This window comes from Mycobacterium sp. 236(2023) (genome assembly GCF_029623955.1).
Lineage (GTDB): Bacteria > Actinomycetota > Actinomycetes > Mycobacteriales > Mycobacteriaceae > Mycobacterium.
In genome coordinates this window covers 1081921-1106520 of sequence record NZ_JARSBP010000003.1, presented here as the reverse complement: position 1 = coordinate 1106520, position 24600 = coordinate 1081921, and the positions used below count along the sequence as shown (strand labels likewise).

General features: G+C 67.5%; 22 protein-coding genes. 11 read left to right on the top strand and 11 right to left on the bottom strand.

What is annotated here, in order from left to right:
* Positions 1-5: 5 nt before the first annotated feature.
* Together P9A17_RS16690 and P9A17_RS16685 are read right to left on the bottom strand one after the other, a co-directional pair.
* Positions 6-1733: an MFS transporter gene (locus P9A17_RS16690; RefSeq protein ID WP_278039730.1), complete on the bottom strand. Its 1728-nt coding sequence runs from the start codon at positions 1731-1733 to the stop codon at positions 6-8.
* 90 nt (positions 1734-1823) lie between these two features.
* A complete protein-coding gene (locus P9A17_RS16685) occupies positions 1824-3035 on the bottom strand; it encodes a multidrug effflux MFS transporter (RefSeq protein ID WP_278039892.1) in 1212 nt (403 codons plus the stop codon).
* 216 nt (positions 3036-3251) lie between these two features.
* Between P9A17_RS16685 and P9A17_RS16680 the strand changes: the two genes are divergently transcribed.
* Positions 3252-3995, top strand: coding sequence for a hypothetical protein (locus P9A17_RS16680; RefSeq protein WP_278039729.1), 744 nt, complete (start codon positions 3252-3254; stop codon positions 3993-3995).
* 210 nt (positions 3996-4205) lie between these two features.
* Entirely contained in the window at positions 4206-7985 is a 3780-nt protein-coding gene (locus P9A17_RS16675) for a multifunctional oxoglutarate decarboxylase/oxoglutarate dehydrogenase thiamine pyrophosphate-binding subunit/dihydrolipoyllysine-residue succinyltransferase subunit (RefSeq protein ID WP_278039891.1), read from the top strand.
* Between the two features lie 67 nt (positions 7986-8052).
* On the opposite strand, the gene P9A17_RS16670 is transcribed toward P9A17_RS16675, so the two are convergent.
* Positions 8053-8457, bottom strand: coding sequence for a hypothetical protein (locus tag P9A17_RS16670; RefSeq protein WP_278039728.1), 405 nt, complete (start codon positions 8455-8457; stop codon positions 8053-8055).
* A 111-nt stretch (positions 8458-8568) separates the two neighbouring features.
* On the opposite strand from P9A17_RS16670, the gene P9A17_RS16665 reads away from it, so the two are divergent.
* Entirely contained in the window at positions 8569-8991 is a 423-nt protein-coding gene (locus P9A17_RS16665) for a DUF4188 domain-containing protein (RefSeq protein WP_278039727.1), read from the top strand.
* Positions 8992-9001: 10 nt separating this feature from the next.
* On the opposite strand, the gene P9A17_RS16660 is transcribed toward P9A17_RS16665, so the two are convergent.
* Positions 9002-9355, bottom strand: a complete 354-nt coding sequence (locus P9A17_RS16660) for a DUF732 domain-containing protein (RefSeq protein ID WP_278039726.1) — start codon at positions 9353-9355, stop codon at positions 9002-9004.
* Between the two features lie 172 nt (positions 9356-9527).
* On the opposite strand from P9A17_RS16660, the gene P9A17_RS16655 reads away from it, so the two are divergent.
* Together P9A17_RS16655 and P9A17_RS16650 are read left to right on the top strand one after the other, a co-directional pair.
* A complete protein-coding gene (locus P9A17_RS16655; RefSeq protein ID WP_278039725.1) occupies positions 9528-11105 on the top strand; it encodes a PE family protein in 1578 nt (525 codons plus the stop codon).
* A gap of 140 nt (positions 11106-11245) precedes the next feature.
* Positions 11246-12076, top strand: a complete 831-nt coding sequence (locus P9A17_RS16650) for an SDR family oxidoreductase (protein ID WP_278039724.1) — start codon at positions 11246-11248, stop codon at positions 12074-12076.
* Between the two features lie 89 nt (positions 12077-12165).
* Here the strand turns inward: P9A17_RS16650 and P9A17_RS16645 are convergent, their stop codons facing one another.
* On the bottom strand, positions 12166-13023 hold the full coding sequence (locus P9A17_RS16645) for a glycine betaine ABC transporter substrate-binding protein (protein ID WP_278039890.1): 858 nt from the start codon (positions 13021-13023) through the stop codon (positions 12166-12168).
* A complete protein-coding gene (locus P9A17_RS16640) occupies positions 13020-14189 on the bottom strand; it encodes an NADP-dependent malic enzyme (RefSeq protein ID WP_278039723.1) in 1170 nt (389 codons plus the stop codon). The genes P9A17_RS16645 and P9A17_RS16640 overlap by 4 nt, the downstream gene beginning before the upstream one ends.
* A gap of 146 nt (positions 14190-14335) precedes the next feature.
* Here P9A17_RS16640 and corA point away from each other — a divergent pair, with 146 nt between their 5' ends.
* The gene (gene corA / locus P9A17_RS16635) at positions 14336-15460 is read left to right on the top strand and encodes a magnesium/cobalt transporter CorA (protein ID WP_278039722.1); all 1125 of its coding nucleotides are present in this window, start codon (positions 14336-14338) and stop codon (positions 15458-15460) included.
* Here corA and P9A17_RS16630 read toward each other — a convergent pair.
* The 3 genes from P9A17_RS16630 to P9A17_RS16620 all read right to left on the bottom strand — a co-directional run bounded on the left by P9A17_RS16630 (position 15457) and on the right by P9A17_RS16620 (position 17836).
* Positions 15457-16050: a suppressor of fused domain protein gene (locus tag P9A17_RS16630; protein ID WP_278039721.1), complete on the bottom strand. Its 594-nt coding sequence runs from the start codon at positions 16048-16050 to the stop codon at positions 15457-15459. The genes corA and P9A17_RS16630 overlap by 4 nt on opposite strands.
* On the bottom strand, positions 16047-17219 hold the full coding sequence (gene ugpC, locus P9A17_RS16625; protein ID WP_278039720.1) for a sn-glycerol-3-phosphate ABC transporter ATP-binding protein UgpC: 1173 nt from the start codon (positions 17217-17219) through the stop codon (positions 16047-16049). The genes P9A17_RS16630 and ugpC overlap by 4 nt, the downstream gene beginning before the upstream one ends.
* Positions 17220-17305: 86 nt before the next feature.
* On the bottom strand, positions 17306-17836 hold the full coding sequence (locus P9A17_RS16620; protein ID WP_278039719.1) for a general stress protein: 531 nt from the start codon (positions 17834-17836) through the stop codon (positions 17306-17308).
* Positions 17837-17960: 124 nt separating this feature from the next.
* Here P9A17_RS16620 and P9A17_RS16615 point away from each other — a divergent pair, with 124 nt between their 5' ends.
* Complete coding sequence (locus P9A17_RS16615; protein WP_278039718.1) at positions 17961-18713, top strand: DUF4190 domain-containing protein; 753 nt, start codon at positions 17961-17963, stop codon at positions 18711-18713.
* A gap of 7 nt (positions 18714-18720) precedes the next feature.
* Here the strand turns inward: P9A17_RS16615 and P9A17_RS16610 are convergent, their stop codons facing one another.
* Positions 18721-19677: a CoA ester lyase gene (locus P9A17_RS16610; RefSeq protein ID WP_278039717.1), complete on the bottom strand. Its 957-nt coding sequence runs from the start codon at positions 19675-19677 to the stop codon at positions 18721-18723.
* 38 nt (positions 19678-19715) lie between these two features.
* On the opposite strand from P9A17_RS16610, the gene P9A17_RS16605 reads away from it, so the two are divergent.
* The 4 genes from P9A17_RS16605 (at position 19716) to P9A17_RS16590 (ending at position 24184) form a co-directional block, all read left to right on the top strand.
* Positions 19716-21014, top strand: coding sequence for a CBS domain-containing protein (locus P9A17_RS16605; RefSeq protein ID WP_278039716.1), 1299 nt, complete (start codon positions 19716-19718; stop codon positions 21012-21014).
* Positions 21011-21544: a DUF1003 domain-containing protein gene (locus P9A17_RS16600; protein ID WP_278039715.1), complete on the top strand. Its 534-nt coding sequence runs from the start codon at positions 21011-21013 to the stop codon at positions 21542-21544. The genes P9A17_RS16605 and P9A17_RS16600 overlap by 4 nt, the downstream gene beginning before the upstream one ends.
* Positions 21545-21631: 87 nt before the next feature.
* The gene (locus tag P9A17_RS16595; RefSeq protein ID WP_278039714.1) at positions 21632-23005 is read left to right on the top strand and encodes a lytic murein transglycosylase; all 1374 of its coding nucleotides are present in this window, start codon (positions 21632-21634) and stop codon (positions 23003-23005) included.
* Between the two features lie 51 nt (positions 23006-23056).
* Positions 23057-24184: an Mrp/NBP35 family ATP-binding protein gene (locus tag P9A17_RS16590; RefSeq protein ID WP_278039713.1), complete on the top strand. Its 1128-nt coding sequence runs from the start codon at positions 23057-23059 to the stop codon at positions 24182-24184.
* Here the strand turns inward: P9A17_RS16590 and tatB are convergent.
* Complete coding sequence (gene tatB / locus P9A17_RS16585; protein WP_278039712.1) at positions 24181-24600, bottom strand: Sec-independent protein translocase protein TatB; 420 nt, start codon at positions 24598-24600, stop codon at positions 24181-24183. The two genes, P9A17_RS16590 and tatB, sit on opposite strands and share 4 nt — an antisense overlap.

The following is a 24600-nucleotide window of genomic DNA, read 5'->3' as shown; positions in this document are numbered from 1 at the left end:
CGTACTTAGGGCCCACGCTCGGTGTTGTGCGCGCGGCCGTTCGGCTCGTCGAGCAACTGGTCGAGGATGCTGCGCCACTCGCGCTGGGACTCCGGTTCGGTGACGGGATCGAGGACGTCAGTGTCGGCCAGCGCGTTGGCAGGCGGCGGTTGATGGGGCCCGACGCCATCGTCGTCCCACGGCACCTCGTACTCGATGTACTCGTCCTCGCCGTCGTGCCAGTACAACTCGTGGTCGGGGTCGAAGGGCTCAAGCGGCTCGTGCGCTGACGGTGCAGGCCCGTCGAGAAACGACAGCAGAAACAGCGCGGCGATGACACCGAAGAGCGCGACGAACGCCGGGAGCAGCATCGCCTGCGACATCGCCGACGCGAACGGCGCCTGCAGGAATTCGGGCAGCTGCGCGACCTGCCCCTCGGCTTGCGACGCCCCGTCCGCCGAACCCGGAATCTTCGCCGACAACTCCGACGCCATCAATGCCGCCATGCCCGCACTGCCGAGCACCGAACCGACCTGACGAGTCGTGTTGTAGACCCCGGAACCGGCACCCGCCAGTTGCGGTGGAAGATTTCGCGTCGCGGTCGCGGCCAGCGGCGACCAGATGAACGCCATCGCCGCACCCATCGCGGTCAACGGGATGACGAGCCGCCAGATCGGGGTGTCCGGCGTCATCTCGATCGACAGCCACGTGACGCCGATCGCCATCAACGAGAAACCGAAACCGACCACCGACCGGGGATGCGACCGGTCGACCAGACGACCGACGAACGGAGCGAGCACCCCGGTCGCGACGGCCATCGGCGCCGTCAACAGCGCCGCCTGCGTCGGAGTCAGCCCGCACACCGCCTGGGCGTAGAACATCAGCGGCAGGATCATGCCGGTGACGACGAAGCCGATCGTCGCCACCCCGAGGTTCGACATCGAGAAGTTGCGGTCGCGGAAGATCACCAGCGGGATCAACGGCTCACCGGTGTTCACCGACTGCCAGTACAGGAACGCCGCCATCACCGCGACACCGGCGGCGATCGTCGCCCAGATCCACCATCCCCAGTCGTGCGTCTGGCCCTCCTGCAGCCCGAACACGACGAGGAACAATCCGACCCCCGACAACACCACACCGGGCAGGTCGAAGCGCTGCCGGTTCTGTGTCGGCAGCGACGGCACCAGCCACACCGCCATCGCCAGGCCGATGACGCCGACAGGCACGTTGACGATGAAGATCCACTGCCAGCCGAGGTGGTCGACGAGGATGCCGCCGGCCAGCGGACCGACGAGGGTCGCGACGCCGGCGGTGGCACCCCACACGCTCATCGCCACACCGCGGCGCTCCGGGGGGAACGTCCTGGTGATCACCGTCATCGTCTGCGGGGTCAGCAGGGCCGCGCCGATGCCCTGCACGACGCGGGCGGCGATCAACGTGCCGATGGAGTCGGCCAGACCGCACCACAGCGACGCCGCCGTGAACACCGCGAGGCCCAGCAGATACATGTTCTTGGGCCCGTATCGGTCCCCGAGCCTGCCCGCGACCAGCAACGGGACCGCGTACGCCAGCAGGTAGGCACTCGTCACCCAGATCACCGCGTCGTAGCCGGCACTCAGGTTGGCCATGATTGCCGGGTTGGCGACGGCGACGATGGTGGCGTCGACCAGGATCATGAAGAACCCGATCAACAGCGCCCAGAGCGCATGCCAGGGGTTCGCACCTTGGGCGCGCGGCGTCACGGATTCGAACATGTGGAAGTCAGCTGAATTTGTATCGGGAGACGGACATTTCGGCCCGACGCTACGGTCCGGCGGTTATCCCGACAAGTCAGCGACGGCGCCTCACAGCGTTTGCGCAGGCTCGGCGACGGCTTCACCAGGCGCGCCGTCGGCAGCGGGCGCGCGGTGCACGCCCGTCAGCAACAGCGCCGCCAACGCGATGATCACGCCGGCGGCCATGACCACCGCCATCGCGAGTTCGTCGTTGCCCAGCACGCCGACAACGGGTGCGATGGCCGCTCCCCCGCCGAACTGCACGGCGCCGAGCAGAGCGGCCGCGGTACCGGCAGCGTCAGGGTGACGCGTCAGCGCCACCGCCGGTGCGTTCGGGATCACCAGACCCATGGCGGCGAGAATCGCCCACACCGGGATCACGAAGCCGTAGATGCCGCCGACGTGCGCGGCGGCCAAGGCCACGAAGACCACTCCGAACACGGCCGACGCGACGAGCGCCCACACCATGATCTGCTGCGGCGTGAACCGCTTCAGCAGCACGACGTTGAACTGCGTCGTGCCGATCAGCGCGATCGCGCCGGCGCCGAACACCAGCGCGAAGGCGGTCTGGTCGAGACCGAAGCGCCCCTGCAATACGAAGGACGCACCCGCGATGTAGGCGAACAGGCCCGACATACCGAGCGCGGCGACGAGCACAAGGATGACGAACCGGACGTCGCGCAGCAGCTCGAGGTAAGTCGACACGATGCCCTTGGCGTTGAGCGGGCGACGGTGATCGGGAGGCAGGGTCTCGGGCAGCGCCAACACCGCCATGATCAGCAGCGCGCCGGCGGCCACGACGAGCGCCGCGAACACCCAGTGCCACGACCCGTGCAACAGCACGGCCGCGCCCAGCGACGGCGCCAGGACCGGCGCGACACCGAGCACCAGCATCAGCCGCGACATCACCGTCGCTGCCGCGTTGTCCTTGTAGAGATCACCGACGACCGCGATCGCGACGACCATTCCGGCTGCCGCACCCATGCCCTGCAGACCGCGGGCAATGCCCAGCGTCGCGATGTTCGGCGCGAAGAGGCACAGCAGCGACGCGAGCATGTGGAGCACGATCCCGGCGAACAGCGGCTTGCGGCGACCCAGAGAGTCCGACAGCGGGCCGATGACCAACTGACCGATCGCCAGGCCCGCCAGCGTGCCGGTCAGCGTCAGCTGCGCGATGGAGGAGGAGACGTTCAATTCCTCGGCGATCTTGGGCAGCGCGGGCAGATACATGTCGATCGTCAGCGGCCCGAGCGCCACCAGCAGCCCGAGGACGATGATCATCCGGATTCGCGACGGCGCCTTGACCGGCGACTCGGATTCCTGCTGCCTCACTTCCACACCCCGGGATACTGCCACGAGTTTGATTAGCGACGCTTCCCAATATTTTCTTCCCCATTTCGCAAAGAGTGACTGCGATCACGTCCGGGCACCCTTTATCGGCTGCCGTTCGTTTGACAGGCGTTAGCCTGAAAACAGGTTCACAGGGAGGTCGCGCTCATGAATGCCAGGTCACGAGCCAAGAGTCAGTTACCTGCGGTGCCCGACGAAGATCCGGGCGTCGCCGCCAAAGCGCTTTCCCAAATCCTCGAACGTGGTGCCCGCGTCCAGGGTCCCGCCGTCAAGGCATACGTCGAACGGCTTCGCGCCCACAATCCCGACGCCTCGCCCTCGGAGATTCTGATCAAGCTCGACAAGCAGTACATGGCCACCGTCATGGCCAGCGGTGCCGCCGTCGGATCGGCCGCCGCCTACCCCGGCATCGGCACGCTCGTCGCGATGTCGGCCGTCGCCGGGGAGACCGTCATGTTCCTCGAAGCGACCGCCTTGTACGTTCTCGCCATGGCCGAGGTGCATGGCATTCCCGCCGAGCACCGCGAACGGCGCCGGGCCCTCGTGCTGTCCGTTCTCGTCGGCGAGGACAGCAAGCGCGCCGTCGCCGATCTGCTCGGCCCCGGACGCACCAGCGGCGCCTGGGTGTCCGACGGCGCGGCAACGCTGCCGCTGCCCGCGCTGTCACAGCTGAACTCCCGCCTGCTGCGCTTCTTCGTCAAGAAGTACGCGCTCAAGCGCGGCGCACTCGCCTTCGGAAAACTGCTGCCTGTGGGCGTCGGGGCCGTCGTCGGTGGCGTCGGCAACCGACTCATGGGCCGCAAGATCGTGGCCAACGCACACAAGGCGTTCGGCAACCCTCCGCCGCGGTGGCCGTCGACGTTGCACGTGCTGCCCGCGCCCCGCTCCTGATCGGTGTTCAGCGACCGTTAAACGGCCGTTCACGACCGCTCGGCGACAGCAGCGCTGTGACCGATATGACCATAAGTACGTTGCGTGGTCTGCGCCCTAACAGAAGCGCTAGCCTTGATGCGGCGGAAACAGCGGGGTAACCGCATACCGGGTTGAAAAAAGGGGGCCGGCTGCCGCGGGGCGCTGGCCCGAAGCGAAGAATTGAGGCGAATAGCAGCCGTGAGCTCACCTTCACCATTCGGTCAGAACGAGTGGTTGGTCGAAGAGATGTACCGCAAGTTCCGTGAGGATCCCTCCTCGGTCGATCCGAGTTGGCACGAGTTCCTCGTCGACTACTCCCCGGAACCCACGAACTCCCCCGAACCGCCGAGTGAGGCCTCCGCCGCAAGTTCGTCCCCGAGTTCGAACGGCAAACCGAAGTCCCCGCCAGAGCCCGCGCCGGCGCCCAAGCCCGCGAGCAACGGCGCATCGAAGGCGGCCAAGCCGTCCGAGAAAGTTTCCGAGAAAGCTCCAGCGAAAGAGCCGGAGAAGGCGGCGGACAAACCCGAGAAGAGCGCGGCGCCCGCACCGGCCAAGAGCAAGCCCGCCTCGACGGTCACCGTCGCCGAGGGCGACGAGACGCAGGTGCTGCGTGGCGCCGCGGCGGCCGTCGTCAAGAACATGTCCGCCTCGCTGGACGTGCCGACCGCGACGAGCGTGCGCGCCATCCCGGCCAAGGCGATGATCGACAACCGCATCGTCATCAACAACCACCTCAAGCGCACGCGCGGCGGCAAGATCTCGTTCACCCACCTGCTGGGCTACGCGATCGTGCAGGCCGTCAAGAAGTTCCCGAACATGAATCGGCACTTCGCGGAGGTCGACGGCAAGCCGGTCGCTGTCACGCCGGCCCACACGAATCTCGGCCTGGCGATCGACCTGCCCGGCAAGGACGGCAAGCGCTCCCTGGTCGTCGCCGCGATCAAGGGCACCGAAGCCATGCACTTCGGGGCCTTCATCGCCGCCTACGAAGACATCGTCCGCCGTGCCCGCGACGGCAAGCTGACCGCGGAAGATTTTGCGGGCGTGACGATTTCGCTCACCAACCCCGGCACGATCGGCACCGTGCACTCGGTGCCGCGCCTGATGCAAGGCCAAGGCGCGATCATCGGCGCCGGCGCGATGGAGTACCCCGCGGAGTTCCAGGGCGCGAGCGAGGAACGCATCAACGAGGTCGGTGTCGGCAAGCTGATGACGCTGACATCGACCTACGACCACCGCCTCATCCAGGGCGCGGAGTCGGGCGACTTCCTGCGAACCATCCACACCCTGCTGCTCGACGACGACTTCTACGACGAGATCTTCCGCGAGCTCGGCATCCCGTACGAGCCGGTGCGCTGGCGCATCGACAACCCGGACTCCATCGAGGACAAGAACGCCCGCGTCATCGAGCTGATCGCGGCCTACCGCAACCGCGGTCACCTGATGGCCGACATCGACCCGCTGCGCCTGGACAAGACGCGGTTCCGCAGCCACCCCGACCTCGACATCAACACCCACGGGCTGACGCTGTGGGACCTCGACCGCGAGTTCAAGGTCAACGGTTTCGCCGGGCAGTCACACAAGAAGCTGCGCGACATCCTCGGCCTGCTGCGTGATGCGTACTGCCGCCACATCGGGGTGGAGTACACGCACATCCTCGAGCCCGAGCAGCAGCAGTGGCTGCAGGAGCGCATCGAGGTCAAGCACGAGAAGCCGACCGTCGCCGAGCAGAAGTACGTGCTGTCCAAGCTCAACGCCGCCGAGGCATTCGAGACCTTCCTGCAGACCAAATACGTTGGGCAGAAACGCTTCTCACTGGAGGGTGCCGAGACCGTCATCCCGATGATGGACGCCGCGATCGACCAGGCCGCCGAGCACAGCCTCGACGAGGTCGTCATCGGCATGCCGCACCGCGGGCGTCTCAACGTGCTCGCCAACATCGTCGGTAAGCCCTACAGCCAGATCTTCACCGAGTTCGAGGGCAACCTGAACCCCTCACAGGCGCACGGGTCCGGCGACGTGAAGTACCACCTCGGCGCCAATGGCACCTATCTGCAGATGTTCGGCGACAACGACATCGCGGTGTCTCTGGTGGCCAACCCCAGCCACCTCGAAGCCGTCGACCCGGTGCTCGAAGGTCTGGTGCGCGCCAAGCAGGACATGCTCGACAAGGGCAACGGCCCCGACGGCTTCACCGTCGTGCCGATGATGCTGCACGGCGATGCGGCGTTCGCCGGTCAGGGTGTGGTCGCCGAAACGCTGAACCTGGCCCTGCTGCGCGGCTACCGTACCGGCGGCACCATCCACATCATCGTCAACAACCAGATCGGCTTCACCACTTCACCTTTCGACTCCCGAAGCTCGGAGTACTGCACGGACGTCGCCAAGATGATCGGCGCGCCGATCTTCCACGTCAACGGCGACGACCCGGAGGCCGCGGTGTGGGTGGCCAAGCTGGCCGTCGACTTCCGGCAGCAGTTCAAGAAGGACGTCGTCATCGACATGCTGTGCTACCGCCGCCGCGGACACAACGAGGGCGACGACCCGTCGATGACACAGCCCTACATGTACGACGTCATCGACACCAAGCGCGGCGTCCGCAAGACCTACACCGAGGCGCTGATCGGCCGCGGTGACATCTCGATGAAGGAAGCCGAGGACGCCCTGCGCGACTATCAGGGCCAGCTCGAGCGGGTGTTCAACGAGGTGCGCGAGTTGGAGAAACACGCCATCGAACCGAGCTCGTCGGTCGAATCCGACCAGATGGTCCCCGCGGGCATGAGCACCGCGGTCGACAAGTCGCTGCTGGCACGCATCGGCGATGCGCACCTGGCGTTCGGCGATGACTTCAACGTCCACCCGCGCGTCAAGCCGGTGCTGGAGAAGCGTCGCGAGATGGCCTACGAGGGCAAGGTCGACTGGGCCTTCGCGGAGCTGTTGGCGCTGGGCACGTTCCTCGCCGAGGGCAAGACCATCCGGTTCTCCGGCCAGGACACCCGGCGCGGCACGTTCACGCAGCGCCACGCGGTGGTCATCGACCGGCAGACCGGCCGCGAGTTCACCCCGCTGGACCTGCTGACCGTCGACTCCGACGGCAACCCGACCGGCGGCAAGCTGATGATCTACGACTCGGCGCTGTCGGAGTACGCGGCCGTCGGCTTCGAGTACGGCTACTCCGTCGGCAACCCGGACGCACTCGTGTTGTGGGAGGCGCAGTTCGGCGACTTCGTCAACGGCGCCCAGTCGATCATCGACGAGTTCATCAGCTCCGGTGAGGCCAAGTGGGGCCAGCTCTCCGACGTCGTGCTGCTGCTGCCGCACGGCCACGAGGGCCAGGGCCCCGACCACACGTCGGCCCGCATCGAACGGTTCCTGTTGCTGTGGGCCGAGGGTTCGATGACCATCGCGATGCCGTCGACGCCGGCGAACTATTTCCACCTGCTGCGCCGGCACGGTCTCGACGGCATCCACCGACCGCTGATCGTGGCCACACCGAAGTCGATGTTGCGCAACAAGGCTGCGGTGAGCGATCTGAAGGACTTCACCGAGATGAAGTTCCGGTCGGTGCTTGAGGAGCCCACCTATGACGAGGGCGACGGCGACCGATCGAAAGTCACGCGAATCCTGCTGACCAGCGGCAAGCTCTACTACGAGTTGGTGGCGCGCAAGAACAAGGACAAGCGCGAGGACGTGGCGATCGTGCGCCTCGAGCAGCTCGCCCCGCTGCCCAAGCGCCGGCTGGCCGAGACGCTGGACCGCTACCCCAACGCCGAAGAATTCTTCTGGGTTCAGGAGGAGCCTGCGAACCAGGGGGCGTGGCCGACGATGGGGCTGACCATGCCCGAGGTGCTGCCGAAGCTCGTCGGGATCAAGCGGATCTCGCGGCGTGCGATGTCGGCGCCGTCATCGGGTTCGTCGAAGGTGCACGCGGTCGAACAGCAGGAGATCATCGACACCGCGTTCGGCTGACGTTCGCACCGCGAGCGCGCATGTCTGCACGCCGACGCGCCGTGAACCGCGGGCATTTTGCGCGCGGTCACGGGCGTCGAGCGATACCCGACGCCCGTTGCGCGCTGTGATGTGCGTGCGCCAGCCGGCGAAGGCTGAGCACGAGCTCGCCGAAGACGACCTGGCCGACAACCATCCGCCTCAGCAGAACGTCGCGGTCCGCGGCGGGATCTTCAGGATGCAGCCGGTTCACCTCGAAGGCCCCCAGAGAGTCGACGAGGTCGAGGTACCTGCGCCAGTCCTGGGGATCGAGGTGGGCGCCCAGATCGGAGATTGCCCCAAGCAGATAGGCGAGCCGTTCGCGCTCGGGCGAATCGGAGCGCACCGCCGCCCATCCGGCCTCGTCGACGAGTTGGTCCGCGCGTTGCCGCGACGACGAATCTGCAACGCGCTCAGGCATTTTCGTCAGCACGTCGAAGGCGGCTCCGAACATTTGGTGAACCGAGCGCGATCGATCGTCGACCGCAGCCACAATTCCTTTGAGGTCGGCGACCGGTATGTCGCCGACCTCTCGCAGGACACGCAGCAACCGCAGCCTTGCAACATGGGGCTCCCCATAGTCGGCGCGGCGCTCACCTCTTTTCTCGCCTGGCGGCAAGAGACCCTCGCGCAGGTAGTACTTGATCCAGACCTCGGGCTGTTGGCGGCCCATCCCTATTACTCGGGCCGCGACGTCATCGTGGTGCAGTACTGGAAAAGCGTGGAGCATCTCGGCCGGTTTGCGAAGGATCCCACCCTTGCCCATGCACCTGCGTGGGCGGAGTTCAACGCGGCCGCAGCCGGCAGTGGCGACGTCGGAATCTGGCACGAGACCTACCGAGTCGGCGCCGACGACATCGAGACCCGCTACGCCAACATGGCGCCGTTCGGCTTGGCCAAGGCACTGGGCGTGCGCGAACGCCTCGGATCACCTCGCACGAGCACTCACGAACGAATGAACGAGACCGACACCGAGTACGTCGGCTGACTGCCGCGACTCAGCGGAAGAACGAGAACGGGACCCCGTCCGTCATCGCGTTGACGGCGCGCGGGCAGAAGATCGAGATCGCCAGTCCGGTGAACATCGTCGCCGGTCCGAGCGGACGGCCGAGGTCGTCGGAGATGTCGGCGGCGACGTTCGCGACGTTCTGACCGGGTTCTGACAGCATCGGGCACACCGCCTGCCCGACACGCACGGCGGTCGCCGGGTCGATGTCGCCGAGCCGGTAGTGCTGCAGCGTGGACACGAAGGCATCGGTCGTGGGGTCGGCCTGAGCCGGGGCTGCGGACATCGTCGCGGCGATGGCCGCGGATGCCACGAGCGTCGCGACGGCGGGGTACTTCAACGTCATGTCTTGATTGTCGCCAGTCGGGTTACCAGCATTACGCAGCCGTCGGAAGCCGTACCTGTGAGCCGTCCTGTCGCTCGATCGAAATTGGGGTAGTGCACTACGCAATCTATTCATTGCGAACGCACCTAGCTTTGGCGTTGACACTCGTCTTCGACCATTTCTGGGGGTTGCCATGTCCATTCCTACACGCGATTCGCACTGTGCAGAGCACCGAAAAGGTACGACGAAGGCGTCGCTGACGGCGGCGGTGGCCGTCGGAGCACTCGCCTTCGGTGGTGCGATCACCTCACTTGCCGAGGTGCCGCCGACGCCGGCGCAGGCGCAGGCGCAGGCCCCGGTGGTTCGCGATGCGTCCCGCGCGCCTGCCGCACCGTTCCTGCTCACGGCTCTGGGCGTCCCGGTAGGCCCGTCGACCGTCCACGGCCTGTCGGCAACGAACTCGCAAGCTCCGGAGTCGGCCCCTGCGCTCGTGTCGGCCCCCACGACTCCCGTCGCGTCGGGCACGTCGCTGTCCATCGAGGACGCGGGCGCGCTTCTGCGCCTCAGCGACCCCACGACCTTCACCACGCGGGCTACGCAAGCGACGGTGCTCAACCTCAGCGGGAGCGAGGCCCCGGAATCCTCTGCGGCGGCACCATCGGCCACCCCGATGCGCCCCATGTTCGGTGACGGCGGCTGGCTCATCGGTAACGGCCTCGACGGTGCACCCGGGGAGGACGGCGGCGACGGCGGCATCCTCTGGGGCAACGGTGGCCGTGGAGGCGACGGTCTTGCCGGGCAGGCCGGCGGGGACGGCGGACGCGGCGGCCTGTGGGGCGGCAACGGCGGCGACGGCGGAAACGGCGGTTTTGGCGGCGGCGCGGGCGGAAACGGTGGCAGCGCGCAACTGTTCGGCAACGGTGGAGCGGGAGGCGCAGGTGGAGCCGGAACGACCGGCGCTGCGGGCGTCAACCCCATTCCCATTACCCTGCTGCCCGCCGCCGGCAAGGGCGCGGACGGGCAAGGTAGCTCGCAGGGCACCCCGAATCTCAGCGCGTACGGCGGCGACGGCTCGCCCGGGCAGAACGGCGTCGCTGGTCAGCCTGGAGGTGCCGGGGGTGACGGTGGCACCGCCGTCGGTGCGGGAGGTGCAGACGGTGGCGACGGAGGCCAAGGGGGCGTCGGCGGGGCCGGAGCGCCGGGCGGCGACGGCGGCAACGGGGGCCAGGCCTGGAGCGACAGCTTTCAAGGTGCCGGCGCCGGTGGAAATGGCGGTCTCGGCGGAACCGGTGCACGCGGCGGTGACGGCGGAAATGGCGGCGCCGTTTTTGGCCAAGGTAGCGAATCGCCAGCAGACGGCGGCTCGGGTGGCAATGGGGGCGAAGGCGCTGCCGGCGGCGCGGGCGACACTGGCGGATTTGGCGGCTCGGGCGGTAGAGGTGGCGCAATCAGCGGCAACGGGGGCGATGGCGGCGTCGGCGGCAGCGGCGGCAAGGGCGGCACGGGAGCTCGCGGCGGCGACGGCGGAGATGGTGGCGACAGCGCTAGGTCCGGCGGCGATTACAACGGCGCCGGCGGTGCCGCAGGCAAAGGCGGCGCCGGCGGTGCCGGAGGCGCAGGGGGCGCCGGTAACCAGGGCGGCGCCGGCGGTAAAGGTGGCGTCTTCGGAAGCAACGGATCACGCGGTTCCGCTGGGGACGCGGGCGAAAAGGGTTCACAGGGCGAAACGGGTACCGACGGCAAAGCCGGCACGGGCGGCTCGCCGGTCTGATCGCTAAACCGAGTGGGCCGGTGGGCGCTGGGGGGTGCTCACCGGCCCTTCTCGTCGCGGACCCCTGACTTATCCAGGGACCGCGGGTACCGGGTACGCTCGCACTCACTCAACACGCGTAGAACAACCGAGGAGTGCGGATGCAGGGCTTCGCCGGGAAAGTAGCCGTCGTGACCGGAGCAGGTTCGGGTATCGGGCAGGCGCTCGCCGTCGAACTGGGCCGCTCCGGTGCCAGCGTCGCCATCAGCGATGTCGACACCGAAGGCCTGGCCATCACCGAGGAGCGCCTCAAGGCCATCGGTGCGAAGGTGAAATCCGACCGCATCAACGTGGTCGAGCGCGAGGCGTTCCTGCTGTACGCCGACGCCGTCGCCGACCACTTCGGCAAGGTCAACCAGATCTACAACAACGCGGGTATCGCGTTCACCGGCGACATCGAGGTCAGCCAGTTCAAGGACATCGAGCGCGTCATGGACGTCGACTTCTGGGGAGTCGTCAACGGCACCAAAGCTTTCCTCCCCCACCTCATCGCCTCCGGCGACGGGCACGTCGTCAACGTCTCCAGCGTCTTCGGTCTGTTCTCCGTCCCCGGCCAGGCCGCCTACAACTCCGCGAAGTTCGCGGTGCGCGGCTTCACCGAGGCGCTTCGCCAGGAGATGGGGCTGGCCGGGCACCCGGTCAAGGTGTCCTGCGTGCATCCCGGCGGCATCAAGACCGCCATCGCACGCAACGCCACCGCCGCCGAGGGGCTCGACGCCGACGAACTCGCCAAGACCTTCGACAAGAAACTCGCCAGCACGACACCGGAGAAGGCCGCGCAGGTCATCCTCGACGGCGTGCGAAAGAACAAGGCGCGCATCCTCATCGGCAACGACGCGAAGATGTTCGAAATCGCCATCCGCGCTCTCGGCGCCAATTACCAGAGCGTCTTCCCGAAGGTGGTCGCACGGCTGACGCCGAAGGCGAAATAGCGTCTGTCGCGGCCGTCGAGCGCGCGCCGACTGCCAAGAATTGCGGCGCGTCGGCGTGCAGACGCGCGCGCTCGCGGTGCAAACGGAACCTAGTTGCCGACGCCGAGGGGATGCTCTTCGAGCCACTGGCCGGCCACCAACCCGGGGTCGGTGCCCTCGGCGACCTGGCGGCGCATGTCGGCCAACGACCCGGTGTCCAGCACACCCGCAATCTCGTTGAGGGCCAGCACCTGAGACTCGGTCAACTCGTTGCGCCGATACAGCGGCACCAGGTTCTCGGCACGGATCAGCGCCGTCTTGTCCGACAGCACCACCGCTTCCGACGGCACATCCGGTGCCGCGGTCGTCGTCCACGCGATGTCGATCTCGCCCGCCCGCAGCGCATCGAACATCGCGTCGTCATCACCGAACTCCCGGGCCTTCGCCAACGTGCAGGTGCCGATCGACGACGGGTGACGCCCGTCCGCGATCGCGCCGACCGCGACGTCTTCACACCGGCGAGCCAGCACCGACACATCGCGTCCGCCCCACGCGTCGGCGGTCCGCTCGGTCACTGCAACAGCGGGCTTGTCCTCCGCCGACGTGGTGTAGTCGCCGGCCGCGATGCCCTCGGGCAGGGCCGACAGCAGCGTGCGGTACACCTGCACATCCGACCGCGCCGCCGAATCGGGCGCGAATCGCGTCAGCAACTCACCGGTGAAGCCCGGCACGACTTGGACCTCGCCACCGTCCAGCCCACCGAGAGGATCCTCGGACTCCCGCACGTGCGCGGGATTGCCGTAGAAGCGCAGCGCCGACGCATACAGATGAGCGATCAGTTGCGACTCGGGATCGGCAGCTGCACCGATCGGGATCGACGGCGGCGCCGATTGACCACCGCAACCCGCCGCGACCAGAGCCGCGACGATCAGACTGATGACGCTGCGGACGCGACTCAGCCGACTCAGTCCTCGGATGCCGCGGCGACCGCTGCCGCGACCGCAGGTCCGACCCGCGGATCGAGCGCGCTGGGGACAATGTGGTCGACTGCCAGATCATCGCCAACCACCGAGAAGATCGCTTCTGCCGCAGCGACTTTCATCTTCTCGGTGATGCGGCGGGCACCTGCGTCGAGGGCTCCCCGGAACACGCCGGGGAACGCCAGCACATTGTTGATCTGGTTCGGGAAGTCGCTGCGGCCCGTCGCGACGACGGACGCATACTTGCGCGCCGCATCGGGATGGATCTCGGGATCCGGATTGGACAGCGCGAACACAATGCCGTTGGGTGCCATCGTCGCGATGATCTCCTCCGGCACCACGCCCGCCGACAACCCGAGGAACATGTCGGCGCCGTCGAGCGCTTCGGCGATACCACCGGTGCGGCCCGCAGGGTTGGTGCGTCCGGCCAGCTCGGCCTTGAACGGATTCAGGTCGTCGCGACCCGATTCGACGATGCCCTTGGAATCGAGCACCGTGACGTCGTTGATGCCCTTCGCGAGCAGGATGTTCGCGCAGGCTACGCCCGCCGCACCGGCACCGGAGATCACGACACGCAGCGTGTGCATGTCGCGGTCGAGCACCTTCGCCGCACCGTGCAGCGCGGCGAGCACCACGATCGCGGTGCCGTGTTGATCGTCGTGCATGACCGGGCAGTCCAGCGCCTCGATCGCGCGGCGCTCGATCTCGAAGCATCGCGGTGCCGAGATGTCTTCGAGGTTGACCGCGCCGAAACTCGGACGCAGCCGGATCAAGGTCTCGATGATCTCGTCAGGGTCCTTGGTGTCGAGGACGATCGGGATCGAGTCGAGGCCGCCGAACGTCTTGAACAGCGCGCTCTTGCCCTCCATCACCGGAAGCGACGCCGAGGCGCCGATGTCACCGAGGCCGAGCACCGCGCTGCCGTCACTGACGACGGCGACGAGCCGGTTGGCCCACGTGTACTTCTTGGCCAGCGTCTTGTCTGCCGCGATCGCCCGGCTGACCTGTGCAACACCGGGGGTGTACGCAATGGACAGCGCCCGCTGGGTGTCCAGGGGTGATTTCAGCTCGACGGAGAGCTTTCCGCCCTCGTGCGCATCAAAGATCTCGTTGTCTTCGATGACAACCTGCGGAGTGCGTGTCAGTTCGGCCACGTTCTGCAGCGTAGCCCCGGCCACAATCTCACAGGAATGGGTTCCCCCTCGGTGAGAAGATCCAGCCACCTTCGGCGCGTACGATTTTTCGGGGTCCCCGGGCCGGCACGACGGGGCCCGCACCTGCAGATGACCGGAGGTGGGCGATGCCCTCGTTTCGCGCGTTACCGCCCTCATTGGCGAAACAAGCCTCGAAGGCCCGCACGCTGGGCCAAGGCCATATCGACGACCCCGACGCGCGCCGCATCCACGTCCCGGTGTCTCAGGCGATGGTCGATTGCGGCGTGTACTGCGACGGCAACCGGCTCCCCGGCAAGTACACCCACGCCGCGGCGTTGAACAAAGTGCACGAGATCGAGGCCGAAGGCAGGAGCGCGTTCGTCTGGATCGGCCTGCACGAACCCGACGAACATCAGATGCAGGCCGTCGCGGACGTGTTCGGCCTGCACGAGCTGGCTGTCGAAGATGCGGTGCACGCCCATCAGCGACCGAAGCTCGAGCGCTACGACAAGACGCTGTTCCTCGTTCTCAAGACCGTCACCTACGTCGAGCACGAGTCGATGGCCAAAGCCAGAGAGATCGTCGAGACCGGCGAGATCATGATCTTCGTCGGCAGCGACTTCGTCGTCACAGTCCGCCACGGCGAACACGGCGGCCTCGCAGGCGTTCGCAAGCACCTCGAAGCCTCGCCCGACAACCTCCAACTCGGGCCGTACTCCGTCATGCACGCCATCGCCGACCACGTCGTCGACACCTACCTCGACGTCACCGACCTGATCGAGCACGACATCGACGCGATGGAAGAAGACATCTTCTCCCCGCTGCAACAAACCAACATCGAATGCATCTACCTGCTCAAGCGCGAGGTGGTCGAACTCCGCAGGGCCATCAGCCCCCTGACCACAGACCTGCAACGCATCGGCACCGACCACGACGACCTCATCAACGTCGAGATCCGTCGGTACATGCGCGACGTCCTCGACCACACCATCAAGGCCTCAGAACGCATCGCCAGCTACGACGAACTGCTCAGCTCACTCGTGCAGGCCGCGCTCGGCAAGGTCGCGATGCAGCAGAACGTCGACATGCGCAAGATCTCGGCGTGGGTCGCCATCGCCGCGGTACCCACCGCGCTGGCAGGCATCTACGGGATGAACTTCGACCACATGCCCGAATTGCATTGGACTTTCGGCTATCCCATGGCTCTTCTGGTGATGGCCACGGTGTGCTTCGTGCTGTACCGCAACTTCCGCCGCAACAACTGGCTCTAGGTGGGGTTGGCGGCTCTGCGAGCGGGATTCGTGGTGTCGACCCCATCCTGCTCCCACGCCTGCCTCATCGCCTCGGCGCCTTTGAGCCGCACCCACGCCGCCTCCGTCGCGGTGATCGGCACCGCGGAGAGAACCGCCACGGGCGACATCGGCTCTGGGAGTTCCACATCGTCGATAGCGCTGTGCCCCAACAGGAACGCCGTGAACGGGGCCGCTTCCCACAGTGGCATCTCCAGGTCGATCAGCGCGTCGGGCGCCAGGATCAAACCTTCGACGGCGGGAGCAGCAGCCACCACCGCCAACGACCGCGTCAGACCAGCCGGCGACGCGCCACGCAGCGCCACCACGATCTCGGCGCGCGGCCCCGCAACGGGATCGGCCACCATCTCCGCAGGATCGACCATCGGGTGCGTCGAGCAGCCGAGCGAAACATAATGCACCGCACCATCACCCGGACCGGCGAAGCGCAGGACGTCGATGCGGCCGGTGCCGAGGAACGTCACGCTGGCTTCCGCAGGATCCGCCGTGATGCCGTTGCGCGCGAAGTGATCCCGCAGATGGGCCCGCACCAGGCCGGAGATGTCGCTCATCTGTCGACCGGCAGCGAAAGATTGGCACCCGTACGTGGGTCGAAGATCGCCACGTCGCCGGGATTCAGCGCCAACTGCAGCGTCTGCCCCACCGCCGCAGCTGACTGCACAGGAACGCGGGCGACGAACTCGTTCTCGCCGATCGCCGATTCCGCCGCGACCTCGGCGAGTTGCACCGCCTGCGCAGTGGGTCCGTCGACGCCGAAATACACGTACTTGTCGGCGCCGAGAGACTCCACCATCTCGACCGTGACGTCGAAGACCAGCGCGCTGATCCTGGCGTAGGCGTCGATCACCGCGGCATCCGCGAGGTGCTCCGGCCGGATTCCCGCGATCAGATCGCCGGGCGTCCGGTGATCCCTGAGGCGGTCGTAAACCTCACCCGTGAGCGGTATCTCACCGAACGGAAGGCGGACCCCGATCTCGGTCAGCGCGGCGGGAAAGAAGTTCATGGCCGGCGACCCGATGAACCCGGCGACGAAAAGGTTGACGGGGCTGCGGTAGAGCTCGTCGGGCGTACCGATCTGCTGAACGGAACCCGCCAGCATCACCACCACCCGGTCGCCGAGCGTCATCGCCTCCGTCTGGTCGTGCGTGACATAGATGGTGGTGGTCCCGAGACGCTTGTGCAGCCGCGCGATCTCCGTGCGCATCTGGACACGCAGCTTGGCGTCGAGGTTCGACAGCGGCTCGTCCATGAGGAACGCCTTCGGGTTTCGCACGATGGCACGTCCCATCGCGACCCGCTGCCGCTGCCCACCGGACAGCTGGCTGGGAGTACGGTCCAGAAGATCGGTCAGGTCAAGGGTTTTCGCGGCCTGTTCGACCTTGTGCGCGATCTCGTCCTTGCCCGCCTTGGCGAGAGTCAAAGGAAAGGCGATGTTCTGCCGGACCGTCATGTGCGGATACAGCGCATAGGACTGGAACACCATCGCGATGTCGCGGTGCTTGGGCGACCGCTCGTTGACGCGCTCACCGGCGATACGCACCTCGCCGGACGAAATCTCCTCCAGCCCGGCGATCATGTTCAGCGTCGTCGATTTCCCACAGCCCGACGGGCCCACCAAGATCACGAACTCACCGTCGGCGATGTCGATCGACGCGTCCTTCACCGCCGCCGTGCCGTCAGGAAAACTCTTCGTCACCTTGTCCAGAACGATCTCAGCCATCGAGCTCCCTTTCACCGCACAGGCATTGGTCGTGCCCGCGGGGCAAAACTAGGGCCAAAGGTGCACGACGCGCAACATTGCCCCAGCTAGATGGCCAAGCGCCCCAGCAGATCCCGACCCTTCTCGGCGCTCTGCGGGTCGCACAGTACGTCGTAGCGTCCCGCGACCAGTTGCATGGTCGAGCTGAAATCTCTTGTGCCACGCGCCATCGCATACGGGATGGCGGAGGTGATCAACCCGAAGAACACACCGGCGACGAGGCCGGTGACGAGTGCACTCCACGGATTGGGGCTGAAGAAGCCCAAGATGAGGCCGATGAACAGGCCGAGCCAGGCACCGGTGAGCACGCCGCCACCGAGGACTTTCGGCCACGACAGCCGTCCCGTCACGCGCTCCACCTGCATCAGGTCGACGCCGACGATCGTCACGTGTTCCACCGGAAACTGCTGATCGGACAGGTAATCCACGGCGCGCTGCGCCTCGGCATACGTGGGATAGGAACCGATCGGCCACCCCTTGGGTGGGGTCGGCAACCCGACTGCGCGGCCACGTCCGGAGGCAGCGCCGCCCGCGGCAGGCGCACCGGGATTCTGTCCTGGCTGAAACGGGCTGGTCATGGTCTCTCACTCCTTCGATAGCGCACATTTCACGCTAGTCCCTCGACAACGACTGGCACACCCCAAAAGGTGCCCCGATGCACGCTCACCTCGGTTTACCTGGCCTTAGGCTAGGTTGATCATCATGACAAGTCCGGACAACGATCCCGAACGGGCCGCATCGTCCGACCCTGTCGCCGGCGGGACCGAACCGTCCGCAGCGGGCTACGAGGCACCCCCGATCGAGGACACCTCCGGCGCGCCGGACCCGACGCTGGACGACACACCGCCGCAGGGCTACACGCCGCCCCCGGCCTACAACCCGCCGCCGTCCGCCAGCGCCCCGAACTACGTTCCGCCCGCCGGATATGACCCGCCGCCCGCCTACACGCCGGTGACCGGGTACCCCCCGTCCGGCGATTTTTCCAATCCGCCCTATCCTCCGCCGCCGCCCGGATTCGCACCGCCCTATCCCGACGCGGGATCGCCGCCGCCCTATCCGACACCGGGGTACGGAGCACCCGGTTACGGGTCACCGGGGTACGGCACACCCGGATATGGGGCGCCCGGTTATGGAGCCCCGGGTTACCTGCCACCGTCGCCGTACGGCGGCGGCTATCCCGGCGCCGAGTACGGCTACGGCGCCCCGCCGCAATCGGGTTCGAACAGCCTTGCCATCGGATCGTTGGTCGCGTCGCTGCTCGCGATCCCGCTGAACCTTCTGTGCTTCACGGGCACCATCGCCTCGATCGTCGCTGTGGTGCTCGGCATCGTCGCCCTCAACCAGATCAAGAAGAGCGGCCAGGGCGGCAAGGAGATGGCGATCGCCGGCACCGTGATCGGCGCCCTCGGGTTGATCGGCGCATTCATCCTCGTGGTGCTCGTCGCGGCCGCTTAGCGCTCAGCTATGCGGGTGGCTCGAACCGCTCACCGGTGCGCTGCATGCCCGCGGCGCGGCCCTTGCCCGCGACGACGAGTGCCATCTTGCGACTGGCCTCGTCGATCATCTCGTCGCCCAGCATCACCGCGCCCCGTGCCCCACCCGCGCGGGAGGTGTGCCACTCGTAGGCCTCCAGGATCAGCTCGGCGTGGTCGTAGGCCTCCTGCCTGGGGCTGAAGATCTCGTTGCCGGCGGTGATCTGGTCGGGATGCAGCACCCACTTGCCGTCGTAGCCCAGCGCGGCGGACCGCCCGGCCACGCGGCGGAACGACTCGACGTCGCGGACCTTCAGGTAGGGCCCGTCGATCGCCGCGATGCCGTTGGCGCGCGCCGCGACCAGAATCCGCATCAGCACGTGGTGGTAGGCGTCGCCGACGTCATAGCCCTCCGGCTGCTCACCGACCTCGAGCGTGCGCATGTTCAGGCTGGCCATCATGTCCGCCGGCCCGAGCACCAGCGCGTGCACCCGCGGCGCCGAGGCGATCGCGTCGATGTTGGTCAGTCCCTTGGCGTCCTCGATCTGTGCCTCGATGCCGATGTGTCCCGGAGGTAGATCGTGGATGGCCTCGAGTTGGCTGAGCAACAGATCCAGCGCGATGACATGAGAGACATCGGTCACCTTCGGGAGCACCACGAGATCGAGCGACGCGCCCGCGCGGGAGACGACTTCGATGATGTCGGCGTGCGTCCACGGAGTGGTCCAGTCGTTGACCCTCACCCCGCGCAACTGTCCCGACCAGCCCGGTTCCGCCAGAGCTGCCGCAACCTGTGCGCGCGCTTGGGCTTTCGCATCGGCGGCGACCGCGTCCTCGAGGTCCAGGAACACCTCGTCGGCGGCGAGTGTCTTGGCCTTCTGGATCATTTTCTCGCTGCTGCCCGGCACGGACAGACAGGTTCGGCGGGGCCGATACCGGTTTTCCATTTCATGCACCTCCGGACACTCTTCTACCCTTTACAACCATGGCGTCGGTCAACAGGGTCTTTGCGGCTCGTCTCGCGGGGATGGTGGTACTAGGACCCGACGGAGAATCCATCGGCCGTGTCCGTGATGTCGTCATCGGGCTCAGCCTGGTGCGCCAGCAGCCGCGCGTCCTCGGGCTTGTCATCGAGTTGCTCAGCCGCAGAAGAATTTTCGTGCCGATCCTGCGGGTCACCGCGATCGAGCCCGGAGCTGTGACGCTGTCGACCGGGAGCGTGTCGCTGCGCCGCTTCTCGCAACGCCCCGGTGAGGTGCTGGTTCTGGGACAGGTCATCGAGACGCGGGTGCGCGTCGACGACCCCGACCTGCAGAACCTGGCGGGCCTCGACGTCGTCGTGGTCGATCTCGCCATCGAGCAGCAGACCCGCACGCGCGACTGGCTGGTGACGCGCGTCGCGGTGCGTCCGCAGCGCCGCCTCGGCCGTCGAAGCAACGTCTACGCGACCGACTGGTCACACGTCCACGGCCTGACGCCGTCCGGGCTTGCGATGCCGGACCAGGGCGTGGCGCAGCTGCTCGAACAGTTCCAGGGCCAACGCGCCGTCGAGGTCGCCGACGCCATCCGGGACCTGCCCGACAAACGCCGCCACGAAGTGGTCAACGCCCTCGACGACGAACGACTCGCCGACGTGCTGCAGGAGATGGCCGAAGAGGAACAGGTCGCGCTACTGCGCGCGCTGGAGACCGACCGCGCCGCCGACGTGCTCGAGGCGATGGATCCCGATGACGCGGCCGACCTGCTCGGCACGATGACACCCGCCGACGCCGAACAGTTCCTGCGTCGCATGGACCCCGAGGACTCCGAGGACGTGCGCCGTCTGCTCAGTCACTCCCCGAACACGGCGGGCGGTCTGATGACGTCCGAACCGGTGGTGCTCGCACCTGACACCACCGTCGCCGAAGCCCTTGCCCGCGTTCGCGATCCGGACCTCACGCCGGCGCTGGCGTCGCTGGTGTTCGTCGTGCGCCCGCCGACCGCCACCCCGACGGGCCGATACCTGGGCTGCGTGCACCTGCAGCGGCTCCTGCGGGAACCGCCGGCCTCTCTGGTCAGCGGCATCGTCGACAGCGACCTGCCCAAGCTGGCGCCGGAGGATTCGCTCGGCTCGCTGACGCGGTACTTCGCCGCCTACAACCTGGTGTGCGGACCGGTCGTCGACGAACAGAACCACCTGCTCGGCGCCGTGTCCGTCGACGACGTCCTGGACCATCTGCTGCCCGACGACTGGCGTGAACACGAGGTCGAACCCGTCATCGTCACCGCCGAGAGGACGACATGAGCGAATCGACGGCCCGTCAGCGTCTCGACACGCCGAGGACGTCGCGCTCTTTCGGCCCCCGTCTGAACATCGAGGCAGTCGGCCAGTTCAGCGAACGGATCGCGCGGTTCCTCGGGACCGGCCGCTACCTGGCGATCCAGACGATCGTCGTCATCGTCTGGATCCTGCTCAATATGGGCGCCTTCGCCTGGCAATGGGACCCGTACCCGTTCATCCTGCTCAACCTCGCGTTCTCGACGCAGGCGGCCTACGCGGCGCCACTGATCCTGCTTGCGCAGAACCGGCAGGAGAACCGCGACCGGGTCTCGCTGGAAGAGGACCGCAGGCGTGCACAGCAGACGAAGGCGGACACGGAGTTCCTGGCCCGCGAACTGGCCGCGCTGCGGCTCGCGGTCGGCGAAGTCGCCACCCGCGACTATCTGCGCCGCGAGCTGGACGAGATCCGCGAACTGATCGAGGAACTGCACACGCACCCGGCAAAACCGAGCAAACACGACTCCGGAGAGCGCAAGTCCAAGAAATCCAGCTGAGACAGCTGAGCCATTGCTGTCACGCCGACGTAGTCAACTAGGTATGGTGACGGGGTTCACAGGCGATCACACAGCTAGGACGGTTGAGTGCACATAGGGGGAGGATCTGCCCTCGGAGCAGCGCGACGGCGGGCAGGTCAATTTGTCCGCACGCCGGCCGTCGGGGTGGCCGCCGTCCTGACGCCGCTGGTCCTGGCCGGCGCCGTCGGTGCGTCCGCACCGACCACCAATGTCCCTACGCGTGATTCGGCGGTCATGCCGCTGGCCGCCGTCGCACCCGCCCCCGATGCGAACGCAGGCGTGTCCGTCGTGGCCGTCGCGAAAGCCCCCGCCCCGTTCCGCACCGTCGCGAGCACCGCCTCCGCGCCTCCGCCGCCGGTTGTGGTCAATGCCCCTGGCACACTTCGCATTCCGTCGGTGAACCTGGCGGCCTACCGCAACGCCGAGACCATGATGGCGGCCGCCTATCCCGGATGCGGTGTCAGCTGGAACCTGCTGGCGGGCATCGGGCGCATCGAGTCGATGCACTCCTACGGCGGAGCGACGGACACCCGCGGCAACGCGGTCCGCCCGATCTACGGCCCCGCGCTCGACGGCACGCTGCCCGGCAACGAGGTCATCGTGGAGGGCCGGGCGGACAACCGGGTCGTGTACGCGCGGGCGATGGGCCCGATGCAGTTCCTGCCCGGTACGTGGTCGCGCTACGCCTCCGACGGCGACGGCGACGGCAAGGCCGATGTCCAGAACGTCTACGACGCCTCGCTGGCAGCGGCGCGCTACCTGTGCAGCGGAAACATGAACCTGCGCAATCAGGCCGATGTCATGGCGGCGATCCTGCGCTACAACAACTCGATGGCCTACGCCCAGAACGTGCTCAGCTGGGCCGCGGCGTACGCCACCGGGGTGGTGCCCCTCGACCTGCCGCCGATCACCGGTTCGGTGCCCGAACTGTCCTCGGCGACAACCGATGACCTGATCACCCACCTCGACCGCCGGGCCGGGCTCGGCCCGGGGCTACCGATCAACGCTGCCGGCCTGCCCGCCACCGACCCGTTGTCGCTGATCCCGATCATGGAACGCACCGACGTGGCCAGCCAGATCAACCCGGCGGTGCCCGGTTTCGCGGCCGGACAATCGCTGGGCCCGCTGCCGGGGCCCATGCCCGCGGCGATGCCTCAGCCCGTCGCTCCCCCGCCTCCGGCGTGGGTGCCGCCGTGGATGCAGCAGCCGCCGCCGAAGCCGGCGCAGTGCGCGGTGTTCTGCATCCAGGACCTACCTGCAGCACCAGCTCCGGTGCCGCCGCCGGCCGGGCCCCTCGGCATCCTGCCGCCGGCACCCGCCGCGCCGCCGCCGCCTGGACCGTTCCCCGCACCGATGGCGCCTGCACTGCCCGGCCTGCCCCCGGCACCCGGGCCGGCCCCCGGCCCAGCTCCGGGCCCCGCGCCCGGCCCTGTCGCCTGACATCCGACCGAATTCGGGTCCTGGGGACCACGCCGCCTAGACTCGCAGGTGATGTCTTCAACACCGACCGACCTGGAAGCAGCCGTCCGCGCTGCCCTGACCAAGGTGGTCGACCCCGAACTGCGGCGGCCGATCACCGAAGTCGGCATGGTCAAGAACGTCACCGTCGAAACCGACTCCTCAGTGCATGTCGAGGTGTATCTGACCACCTCGGCATGTCCGAAGAAAACCGAGATCTCCGATCGCGTGACGCGGGCCGTCCAGGACGTGCCGGGTACCGGGTCGGTCAAGGTCACCCTCGACGTCATGAACGACGAGCAACGCACTGAACTTCGCAAGCTGTTGCGCGGCGATTCCCGCGAACCTGTCATCCCGTTCGCCCAGCCCGGGTCGCTGACCCGGGTGTACGCCGTTGCGTCGGGCAAGGGCGGTGTCGGCAAGTCCAGCGTCACCGTGAACCTGGCCGCCGCGATGGCGGCGCGCGGACTGTCCGTCGGGCTCCTCGATGCCGACATCTATGGCCACTCCGTGCCCAGGATGATGGGCACGACCGACCGGCCGACGCAGGTCGATTCGATGATCCTGCCGCCGGTCTCACACGACGTGCGGGTCATCTCGATCGCGATGTTCACGCAGGGCAACACGCCCGTCGTGTGGCGCGGTCCGATGCTGCACCGCGCGTTGCAGCAGTTCCTGGCCGATGTGTACTGGGGCGACCTCGACGTGCTGCTGCTCGACCTTCCCCCGGGCACGGGTGACATCGCGATCTCGGTGGCACAGCTGATCCCCGGCGCCGAGATCCTCGTCGTGACCACCCCGCAGCTGGCCGCCGCCGAGGTGGCCGAGCGGGCGGGCGCGATCGCGTTGCAGACCCGCCAGCGCATCGCGGGTGTCGTCGAGAACATGGTCGACGGACCCGTCATCAAGATGTTCGGCGAGGGCGGCGGACGCCATGTCGCAGAAAGCCTTTCGCGCTCTGTCGGCGCCGACGTGCCGCTGCTGGGCCAGGTCCCGCTGGACCCCGAACTGGTCGCAGCCGGCGACTCCGGTGTGCCGCTGGTGCTCAGCGCTCCCGATTCGGCGGCAGGCAAGGAACTCCGCAAGATCGCCGACGCACTGTCGAGCCGCAAGCGCGGCCTCGCCGGGATGTCGCTCGGGCTGGACCCCGCCGGACGTTAAGTCGCGTCGGTATCGAACGGCGTCGAGCCGGTCGCTTCCGACTGTTTGACCGGAGGAGGAGTCGCCGCCGGGCCCGGCCCGGACTGCGGCTTCTCGGGCGCGCTCTGACCGTTGGTCTTCGCATCGAACTTCCCGGTGAAGATCGAGTCGTCACCGTCGAGCAGATGCTTGGTCAGCGCCGCACGCGGCGTCATCCCCCGCAGCTTCTGCAGCTCCGACAGCGGCTCCCGCAGATCGTCGAAGTCAGGGCCGAGGTCCTCGCGCAACTGACTGGTCGCACCGGTCACGTAATCCCGCGCTTGACGCACCGCGCCCGCGGTCCAGCGGATGGCACCGGGCAGCCGCTCCGGTCCGAGGATCACCAACCCGGCGATCACCAGGACCAGCATCTCGCCCCAGCCGACGTTGGCGAACAT

Bases quoted from the DNA above. Each gene is read 5' to 3' on its own strand.
- P9A17_RS16610 (WP_278039717.1), bottom strand. From the start codon at position 19,677: ATGGAAAACCGGTATCGGCCCCGCCGAACCTGTCTGTCCGTGCCGGGC.
- P9A17_RS16605 (WP_278039716.1), top strand. From the start codon at position 19,716: ATGGCGTCGGTCAACAGGGTCTTTGCGGCTCGTCTCGCGGGGATGGTG.
- P9A17_RS16630 (WP_278039721.1), bottom strand. From the start codon at position 16,050: ATGAGCGACATCTCCGGCCTGGTGCGGGCCCATCTGCGGGATCACTTC.
- ugpC (WP_278039720.1), bottom strand. From the start codon at position 17,219: ATGGCTGAGATCGTTCTGGACAAGGTGACGAAGAGTTTTCCTGACGGC.
- P9A17_RS16590 (WP_278039713.1), top strand. From the start codon at position 23,057: ATGTCTTCAACACCGACCGACCTGGAAGCAGCCGTCCGCGCTGCCCTG.
- P9A17_RS16685 (WP_278039892.1), bottom strand. From the start codon at position 3,035: ATGATCATCGTCCTCGGGCTGCTGGTGGCGCTCGGGCCGCTGACGATC.
- P9A17_RS16600 (WP_278039715.1), top strand. From the start codon at position 21,011: ATGAGCGAATCGACGGCCCGTCAGCGTCTCGACACGCCGAGGACGTCG.
- P9A17_RS16670 (WP_278039728.1), bottom strand. From the start codon at position 8,457: ATGTTCGGAGCCGCCTTCGACGTGCTGACGAAAATGCCTGAGCGCGTT.
- P9A17_RS16655 (WP_278039725.1), top strand. From the start codon at position 9,528: ATGTCCATTCCTACACGCGATTCGCACTGTGCAGAGCACCGAAAAGGT.
- P9A17_RS16690 (WP_278039730.1), bottom strand. From the start codon at position 1,733: ATGTTCGAATCCGTGACGCCGCGCGCCCAAGGTGCGAACCCCTGGCAT.
- P9A17_RS16660 (WP_278039726.1), bottom strand. From the start codon at position 9,355: ATGACGTTGAAGTACCCCGCCGTCGCGACGCTCGTGGCATCCGCGGCC.
- P9A17_RS16665 (WP_278039727.1), top strand. From the start codon at position 8,569: ATGGGGCTCCCCATAGTCGGCGCGGCGCTCACCTCTTTTCTCGCCTGG.
- corA (WP_278039722.1), top strand. From the start codon at position 14,336: ATGCCCTCGTTTCGCGCGTTACCGCCCTCATTGGCGAAACAAGCCTCG.
- P9A17_RS16680 (WP_278039729.1), top strand. From the start codon at position 3,252: ATGAATGCCAGGTCACGAGCCAAGAGTCAGTTACCTGCGGTGCCCGAC.
- P9A17_RS16650 (WP_278039724.1), top strand. From the start codon at position 11,246: ATGCAGGGCTTCGCCGGGAAAGTAGCCGTCGTGACCGGAGCAGGTTCG.
- P9A17_RS16620 (WP_278039719.1), bottom strand. From the start codon at position 17,836: ATGACCAGCCCGTTTCAGCCAGGACAGAATCCCGGTGCGCCTGCCGCG.
- P9A17_RS16615 (WP_278039718.1), top strand. From the start codon at position 17,961: ATGACAAGTCCGGACAACGATCCCGAACGGGCCGCATCGTCCGACCCT.
- tatB (WP_278039712.1), bottom strand. From the start codon at position 24,600: ATGTTCGCCAACGTCGGCTGGGGCGAGATGCTGGTCCTGGTGATCGCC.